This is a genomic window from Flavobacterium sp. TC780, assembly GCF_056783245.1.
Map to the genome: position 1 here is coordinate 1 of NZ_JBXBAV010000034.1, position 8,335 is coordinate 8,335.

The 8,335-nt window shown below is 31.9% G+C and carries 7 protein-coding genes, 1 other RNA gene and 2 pseudogenes; 3 read left to right on the plus strand and 7 right to left on the minus strand.

The genetic code is table 11. From position 1 onward, the window contains the following. Positions 1-715: 715 nt before the first annotated feature. The gene (gene hutI / locus AC1RYN_RS03415) at positions 716-1,954 is read right to left on the minus strand and encodes an imidazolonepropionase (protein ID WP_481805842.1); all 1,239 of its coding nucleotides are present in this window, start codon (positions 1,952-1,954) and stop codon (positions 716-718) included. Positions 1,955-1,967: 13 nt separating this feature from the next. Then, positions 1,968-3,023: a glutaminyl-peptide cyclotransferase gene (locus AC1RYN_RS03420; RefSeq protein ID WP_481805843.1), complete on the minus strand. Its 1,056-nt coding sequence runs from the start codon at positions 3,021-3,023 to the stop codon at positions 1,968-1,970. Between the two features lie 88 nt (positions 3,024-3,111). Here AC1RYN_RS03420 and ffs point away from each other — a divergent pair. The 3 genes from ffs to fsa all read left to right on the plus strand — a co-directional run bounded on the left by ffs (position 3,112) and on the right by fsa (position 4,998). Continuing rightward, positions 3,112-3,209, plus strand: an RNA gene (ffs, locus tag AC1RYN_RS03425) — signal recognition particle sRNA small type. A gap of 168 nt (positions 3,210-3,377) precedes the next feature. After that, positions 3,378-4,181, plus strand: a complete 804-nt coding sequence (locus tag AC1RYN_RS03430; RefSeq protein ID WP_481805844.1) for an SDR family oxidoreductase — start codon at positions 3,378-3,380, stop codon at positions 4,179-4,181. A 160-nt stretch (positions 4,182-4,341) separates the two neighbouring features. After that, positions 4,342-4,998, plus strand: coding sequence for a fructose-6-phosphate aldolase (gene fsa / locus AC1RYN_RS03435; RefSeq protein ID WP_039112761.1), 657 nt, complete (start codon positions 4,342-4,344; stop codon positions 4,996-4,998). Positions 4,999-5,187: 189 nt separating this feature from the next. Here fsa and AC1RYN_RS03440 read toward each other — a convergent pair. The 5 genes and pseudogenes from AC1RYN_RS03440 to AC1RYN_RS03460 form a co-directional block, all read right to left on the minus strand. Continuing rightward, positions 5,188-6,632: pseudogene (locus AC1RYN_RS03440) on the minus strand (MFS transporter). Between the two features lie 205 nt (positions 6,633-6,837). Then, positions 6,838-7,107 carry a LytR/AlgR family response regulator transcription factor gene (locus tag AC1RYN_RS03445; RefSeq protein ID WP_481805845.1) on the minus strand — a complete coding sequence of 90 codons (270 nt, stop codon included), beginning with the start codon at positions 7,105-7,107 and terminating at the stop codon, positions 6,838-6,840. A gap of 222 nt (positions 7,108-7,329) precedes the next feature. Beyond that, a complete protein-coding gene (locus AC1RYN_RS03450) occupies positions 7,330-7,539 on the minus strand; it encodes a LytR/AlgR family response regulator transcription factor (RefSeq protein WP_481805846.1) in 210 nt (69 codons plus the stop codon). A 450-nt stretch (positions 7,540-7,989) separates the two neighbouring features. Continuing rightward, complete coding sequence (locus AC1RYN_RS03455; RefSeq protein ID WP_481805847.1) at positions 7,990-8,106, minus strand: histidine kinase; 117 nt, start codon at positions 8,104-8,106, stop codon at positions 7,990-7,992. Between the two features lie 12 nt (positions 8,107-8,118). Then, positions 8,119-8,335 (minus strand): annotated as a pseudogene (locus AC1RYN_RS03460) (histidine kinase); the annotation flags it as partial.

Consider the following 8,335-nt stretch of genomic DNA (forward strand, 5'->3'; position numbering starts at 1 on the left):
TTATTGCTAGAGGTTAGACACGCTCCTGTTGTTAGGGAGGCAGCACCTAAAGGAACTTATTTTATCAATGTGTTTGATAATGACGAATTGGTTTCTAAATCAAGCTTTAGTTTGAGATAGTAGGAATTTGACTTGTATAAAAAGGGCAGTAAATTTTTACTGCCCTTTTTCTTTGGGATTTATTTATCTTGATTTTCTTTTTTTATTCTGACTGTCTTCTAGTTTCTTTAATGCCTTTTCTTGTTTTTTTGCTTTTAAGTCTTTTGTAGATGCTTTCATGTTATTTACCTTAGCCATGATCTTATTTTTTTTAATTATTTAAATTGTTTAAAATAACCGTGATCCTAAAATTTATGGTATTAAATAAAACTTTGTATAGCGAGTAACATTATCAAAAATTATATTGGTAATGATTGAAAAAATAAAGTTTTTAGGATTCAATAAGCACACTCGCTGGTGCTAATAATTCGGGAAGATTTTTAATTTAAAAGAATTAAGAAACGTTATTGGAACGTTTATATTAGGAACCATAATTATGCTAGTATTGAAACCTTTTTGTTTCAAACTAAATTTGCATAAGTCTAATATGTTGCCTAATGAATTCATAAGAAAAAAGCTATTATTTAAAAAGTAAAGATACTGACTTCTTTAGTTATAACCAAATCTAAAATGTTATTCTAGAGTCTTTTAAAATAATATAGCTTTCCTGTTTTTATTATTTGAAAATTTCACCTTCGATAAAAACACTTTCTATCAAATTACTACCAAAAGCATAAGGGAGTTGGTAATAGGATACAATAGGTTTTGTAATAATGAAATTAGCCTTTTTACCTACTGTTATGCTACCATGAGTATCTGAAACTCCCATAGCATAAGCCCCATTTATTGTAGCTGCATTAATTGCTTCTTCGGGTGTCATTTTCATCTTGATGCAGGCTGTAGCTACAACAAAATTCATATTACCTGATGGAGTAGAGCCAGGGTTGTAATCTGTAGCCAATGCCAGAGGCAATCCTGCTTTTATCATTTCTCTTGCTGGTGTGTATGGTATGCTTAAGAAATAAGAACAAGATGGTAACGCTACAGGCATCGTTTCGGTGTCTTTTAAGGCTATAATGTCTTCCGGGTTCATTATTTCGAGATGATCGACAGAAAGGGCTTTGTATTTAACTCCAGCTTGTATGCCTCCAATAGAATTAAATTGGTTGACATGAATTTTTGGTGTTAATCCGTTTTGGATACCAGCTTCCATTATTAGCTCTGTTTCTTCTACAGAGAAATAACCTGTTTCACAAAATATGTCGACATAATCGGCTAGTTTGTTTTTGGCTATTTCTGGCAGCATTTTATGAATTATCTCATCGATATATCCTTTTTTATTTTCTTTGAACTCCAAAGGAAATGCATGTGCTCCTAAAAAAGTTGACTTTATAGTTACTGCATAATTTTCGCTGAGTTTTTTTATAACTCGCAACATTTTTAATTCTCCATCGAGAGTAAGTCCGTAACCTGATTTTATTTCGACTGCTCCAGTTCCTAATCGTATTACTTCTTCTAGTCTAGCTTTGGATTGGCTGTATATTTCGTTTTCTGAAGTTTCGTTAAGTTTTTTGGCAGAATTTAAAATTCCGCCACCACGATTAGCGATTTCTTCATAAGAAAGTCCATTTATTCTATCTACAAATTCTTGTTCTCTGTTGCCAGCATATACAATATGAGTATGACTGTCACACCAGGTAGGAAGAATCATTTTTCCTGTGGCATCAATAACAGAATCGGCTTTTATTTCTGGAATACTTTCCATTGTACCAAAGTCTGCAATTAGATTGTCTTTTAAAACTAAATAAGCATTTTTTAGGGTTGGAAGAATTGCCATTTCGGCACCAGAAACTTTAGAAATTGAAGTTTCTCGAACTTGTATTAGCTCTTTTATATTGATGATAAGGGTTGTCATGATTTATTTTGTATTATTCAGAAATAGTTATTTCAAACATTTTATCCCAGTTTTTACCTGTTACAAAAATGGTTTTTGTTTTTGGATTGTATGCAATTCCGTTTAGAACATCATCGATTGTTATGCTTGGAGCCAATTGCTTGCGTAATGCTGACATATCTAAAATTCCTTCGACTGCACCGCTTGTCTGGTTTACAACAGCGATAGCGTCTTTTTGGAATACATTTACATAGAATTTTCCGTTGATTAATTCTAATTCGTTTATGGCTTTGATTTTAGAACTTCCTGAATAAACATTAATGTAATCAATCATTTTTTGAGTATCTGGATCCATTTTCCAAATCTTTTCAGTTCCATCTCCTTGGTAGATGTATTTACCGTCATTTGTCATTCCCCAACCTTCAATATCTTTATCGTATGGGAACGTTTTTATAAGTTTTAATGTATTGATATCATATATAAAACCCGTTTTTTCTTGCCAAGATAATTGATATAGTTTATTGTTGATGATGGTGATTCCTTCTCCAAAATATTTACTATCAAGTCTTATCTCTTTATATACTTTACCGGTTTTGTAATCGTATTTTCTAAAATAAGAATCTCCTTTTTGCCCTGTACTTTCGTAAAGGGTATCTCTGAAAAACTCTAAACCTTCAGTAAATGCTTTTGCATCGTGTGGATAGGTGTTTACAATTTTATATTTTAATAATTTTGGTTGTACGCTTGAAACTAATTCTATCCTAGAAGTCGCTTCTGAGTTTTCTCCTTCAAAATAAACTGATGCTTTTAATTTTTGGTATCCTAGTTTTTGATCTTTTAATTCAAAATTTAATTTGTTTAGACCTTTTACTGTACCAATTTTTTTATCGTTTACGTAGTACACAATACTGTCGATTTGTTTTGAATTTGAGTTTAAAATACCCAAAGAAACTGACTGATTTGTTAAAAAATGGGCAGGAAAATTAGAATCATCAAAAGAAAATATAGAATTTTCATCTTTTTTTGTCTCTTTACAACCAATTAGTGTGATTCCTAATAAAATGAAAGTTAGGATGTTATGCTTTTTCATAGTCTAAAATTTAAAGTAGCCAATATACAATGTTATTTTTATAGGCACAAAGCTCTTGCAAAAATATAAAAAGATTGTATATTTGCACCGGCAAGTCCTACACGATCTGCTCCTGCAGACTCCCCCAGGATGGGAACATAGCAAGGGTAAGTGGTTGAGCGATGCGATGTAGGTCGCTTGCCTTTTTTTAATTTTCCCGATGTATCGGGATTTTTTTTTAGAATTAATTTAAATGTAGTCTTCCTTCGGGGAGATTTTTTTATTTTTGGACCTTTCATAAAGAGTTGGGTTTGGGTATTTGTAGTTTTACAAGATGTCAGAAACTTTAAACTTTAAACCTTAAACTAAAAATTAATGAGCAAAGTCATTTTAATTACCGGAGCATCTTCAGGGATTGGAAAATCAATTGGAGAATTTTTGCATAACAAAGGATTTGTGGTGTATGGTACTAGCAGAACTCCAGAAAAGGTTTTAAATTCTATTTTTCCTTTAGTTGCTTTAGATGTTCGTAATGTAGAGTCGATTAAAACTGCGGTTGCAAAAATTATTCAAATTACGGGGCGTTTAGATGTTGTTATCAATAATGCTGGTGTTGGGATTACTGGTCCTTTAGAGGAGATTCCGACTGAAGAAATTAAGAATAACTTTGAGACTAATTTTTTTGGACCTATTGAGGTTATGAAAGCTGTTTTACCTCAAATGCGCGAGCAAAAATCAGGTTTAATTATTAATATTACTTCTATTGCGGGTTATATGGGCTTGCCTTATAGAAGTGTTTATTCGGCTTCGAAAGGGGCTCTTGAATTAATTACCGAAGCTTTACGTATGGAAGTTAAATCTTTTGGGATTAATATTACTAATGTGGCTCCCGGTGATTTTGCTACTAATATTGCTGCTGGTCGTTATCATGCTCCTGTAATAAAAGGTTCTGCTTACGAAATGGTGTACGGGCGTACGCTTGAAACGATGGATGAGCATGTTGATGCGGGTGGAAATCCTAATGAAATGGCTGAAGCGATTTACAAAATTATGCAAGCCAAAAATCCAAAAGGACATTATAAAGTTGGAGCGTTTTTGCAGAAATTTTCTATTGTTTTGAAGCGTATTCTTCCTGATAAAGTTTATGAAAAGATGTTAATGAATCATTATAAGTTGTAATTTTACAACGATTTTGCGTGAAGGATAGGAGCTGACTACCGAAGTAGTGCGGATAGCCTGACCAGATTTGCGAAAGGCGCCTAATATGCGGTTTGTAGATTGCGCCTTTGGGAAATGGGGGCACGCCCCAAATATAGGAACACAATTAAATATAATACATATGAAATTTTTTATTGACACAGCTAATTTAGCTCAGATTAAAGAAGCACAAGCATTAGGCGTTTTAGACGGAGTTACTACTAATCCATCATTGATGGCGAAAGAAGGAATTACTGGAAAAAATAATATTTTAAAACATTACGTTGATATCTGTAATCTTGTTGAAGGTGATGTTAGTGCCGAAGTTAATGCTTTGGATTACGACGGAATGATTAAAGAAGGTGAAGAATTGGCTGATTTACATGAGCAAATTGTAGTTAAATTGCCAATGACGAAAGAAGGTGTTATGGCCGCAAAATATTTCTCTGATAAAGGAATTAAAACAAACGTAACTTTAGTATTCTCGGCTGGACAAGCTTTATTGGCTGCTAAAGCGGGTGCTACTTATGTTTCTCCATTTATTGGGCGTTTAGATGATGTTTCTACTGATGGTTTAGCACTTATTGAGGAGATCAGATTGATTTATGATAACTATGGTTATGAAACTGAAATCTTAGCTGCTTCTGTACGTCATACTATGCATATTGTAAATTGTGCAAAAATTGGTGCTGATGTAATGACTGGACCTCTTTCTGCAATTTATGGTTTATTGAAACACCCATTAACAGATATCGGATTGGCACAGTTTGTTGCTGATTTTGAAAAAGGGAATAAATAATTTTATTTTTAAATTAAAAAGCGCCATGTTATAACAAACATGGCGCTTTTATGTCTGCTAAATACTTATTTTGAGTTTGAAAATAAAAAGGTATTGTGGATTATATATTATAGAAATAATTATTTAGAAAATTAGAAGCATAAAAAAAGTCCCATTGTAAAATGGGACTTTGTATTTATTTAGATGTTTTTAGTGACCGCCACCTTCACTTTGAGTATGACTAATTCCTTGTCTCTTTAGTATTTTAGGGCAATAGTAACCATAGAAACCTAAATATGCGAAACCAAGTAGTGGAACGATATGAAAAGTGTGTCCATGTTTATTCCAAAAATTCCTTCTGGACTAGTAAGGTCAATATCACAAATACTTCCTTGAACTAAAGGGATAACTCCTCCACCAAGAATCATCATGATTAAAAATGAAGATGCTTTTCCTGTGTTTTTGCCTAGACCAGCGATAGCTAAATCGAATATAGATGGCCACATAATAGATAAGAATAAACCTCCAGAGATAAAGAAAAATTTAGCAATTGATGGGTCTGGACAAACTAATCCAGCAACCATCATTAATAAGCCTGAAATTCCGAAAAGCACTTAAAGTCTTTCCAGCATTTTTGCCACCTCACAAAGCTTACTGCTATGAATAATAAAATCCAGATTGGGTAAATATAGAATGAAGAAACATCATGTGCTGCAAAAATATTTGCTCCAATAATTACTCCAAATGCTATAGCTGGAACAATAAATTTTAATGCTGTATTTACTAACGTTGAAGTGTTGAAAACATTTACTCCACCATTCCAACGTCCAATGATTAAACTTCCCCAATAAAGAGCGATAAATGGGGCTATAGCATCTTCTAAAATATTGCCGAATTCAGCAGTATGTAGTAAAGCTGGTAAATTACTGATGATTGTTACCTCTGTTCCTACGTATATAAAGATTCCTAACATTCCCAAATATAGTTGTGGGTAATGTAAATATTGAATTTTTCGTGTGCCACTTTAACGACTTCTTCCTCTTCTTTTGCAGGATCTTCAATTTTAGAAAAGTTCATGAAAATAGCTACTACGATAAAAGCAAGACCAAGGATGATAAAAGGTAGTTTGATGTCTTCTAAATGAAGAGATGTATTTTTATTATCTCCCATTCCAGACAAAGCGATTCCTAATAAAAATAGCTCCAATTGTTGTTCCGAAAGAGTTGATACCTCCAGCTAATAGTTAAACGGTGAGCTCCTGTTTGTGGGCTTCCCATTTTAATTGCTAAAGGATTCGCTACAATTTGTTGAATCGAAAAGCCTAAACCTACAGTAAATAAAGCGGTTAAGAAGAAAGGGAAGCTTTCCATGGTTGCAGCGGGAACAAATAGAAACGAACCTACAGCAGAAAGAATTAAACCAGCAGAAAGTGTTTTTTTGTATCCAAATTTTTGCAGAACATCCATTTTTAAAGATACTAAGAAGAAAATCATAGATCCTACGAAGTAAGCTGCATAAAATGCCCAAGCAACTAATTGTGATTGTACTTGAGATAAAGTGAAAACTTTTTTGAATACTAGGAATTCAGATATCAGATTGGCAGATCCAACAAAGCCCGAAAAAAAGAAAACTATTATCAAGGAGATAAATACCATTTTGTTGTTAGTTCTGAACTCATAATGTGATAAGGTTAATTTTATTTGTTTTTATTTGTTTTTTGATGAGCGTAAATATATTTGTTAACTCGATGAAAAAAAATAAAACGGGACAAATAATGTTAAATTTATACCAACGGTATGAATTATTCAACAAAGTGTTATTTTTTGAAGACGTAAAACTGATGATTGTGAGGGGGTTATTCTAGTATTTTCTGTTTACTTCTTTGCTATAATCCCTACCTATCGGTAAAGTGAAGGATTGGATTTGTATTCGATTTCCTTCAATAGATTTTACTTTATTAATGGCAATTAGATATGATTTGTGAATACGCATAAATCTATCAGCAGGTAATTCATCTGATAAAGCTGTTAATGACTTGTGTGTTATGTAAGTTTTATCGAAAGTTTCAATCTTGATGTATTCTTTCATGCCTTCTACAAATAAAATTTCATCAATATTTATCTTTATCATTTTTTTATCTACTTTGATAAAAAGATGTGGCTCAACACGGTGATTTTATAAACACTGATATTGTTTTTTAAATTGTATTCAGTTGTAATTTTATTTGATGCATTTTATAAATCGGGGTCAAGGAATAGGTTTTACTAAATAATCTAAAACTTGTAATCATATAGCTTTCTGCTGCAAATTCTCTAAAAGCTGTGGTTATAATTACCTTAGTTTTATTTTCTATTAATTAATGAGTTCAAAACCGGTCATCATTCGCATATTAATATCCAAGAATACAGCATCGACACTGTTATTGCTCCTGTAAAAATCCAGTGCTTCTAGTGCGTTAACAAATGTACCGGTAATTTCAAAATCGGTAAAGTTTGTAAAATAGTTTTGTAGAACTTTGATTGCTAATGGTTCATCATCAATCAATACGCATTTAATCTTCATTATTAATAGGTATTTGCAAACGAATTATGTAATAATTAAATTTAGTTTTTTGTTCTAAATTGTAATTATTTTTATAGATCAGTTTTAGTCTTTTTAGGGTGTTAGTTAAACCAATCCCTTTCTTTGTCTTAAGATTTTGTAGAATGTACAAAATTATTTATTACTTCAAAATCCAGAGTTTTGTTATCAACAATTTTGCAATTTACTTTTATTTTCAAATTGGGGTTATTAAGGCCACCAGTGTTTAAAAGCATTTTCTATTAATGAGATGAATACTAATTGCAAAATTGGATTTCATCAATATTAGATTCTAAATTGATACTCACTTCGACATTCTCAATCGGAATTTTTCTATTTCAACATAATTATGAATATTTCTATTTCCTGAATTAATTTAACAAATTTGGTACCTTTTATATCATATAAAACATATTCCATTAATTTGGATAGTTAAATAATTACATCTGGAACTTTATCTGATGATTCCAGAGATAAAGCATATAAGTTATTTAAAGTATTAAAGAAAAAATGGGGTTGTATCTGATTTTCGAGATATTTTAATTTAATTTTAAATTGGTTTTAAAGATCTATTTCTTCTCTTTCGCGTAACCAAGTAAGCGTTAGATAAACAGAAGAAGCCATTGCTACTACATATAATTCACCAATACATACTGCAACGATGTGATTTATTTCAAAAGGTTTGTATTCTCGATTTGCTTCTGGCCAAATGTTTTGTGATATTATATAAAAGGTAGTATACCTAACAACAGGAGCATGTATTAACCTTAGCAATACG

Excerpts from the sequence above, each read along its gene's own strand:
- hutI (WP_481805842.1), bottom strand. The coding sequence starts at position 1,954 with ATGACAACCCTTATCATCAATATAAAAGAGCTAATACAAGTTCGAGAA.
- AC1RYN_RS03420 (WP_481805843.1), bottom strand. The coding sequence starts at position 3,023 with ATGAAAAAGCATAACATCCTAACTTTCATTTTATTAGGAATCACACTA.
- AC1RYN_RS03430 (WP_481805844.1), top strand. The coding sequence starts at position 3,378 with ATGAGCAAAGTCATTTTAATTACCGGAGCATCTTCAGGGATTGGAAAA.
- fsa (WP_039112761.1), top strand. The coding sequence starts at position 4,342 with ATGAAATTTTTTATTGACACAGCTAATTTAGCTCAGATTAAAGAAGCA.
- AC1RYN_RS03445 (WP_481805845.1), bottom strand. The coding sequence starts at position 7,107 with ATGATAAAGATAAATATTGATGAAATTTTATTTGTAGAAGGCATGAAA.
- AC1RYN_RS03450 (WP_481805846.1), bottom strand. The coding sequence starts at position 7,539 with ATGAAGATTAAATGCGTATTGATTGATGATGAACCATTAGCAATCAAA.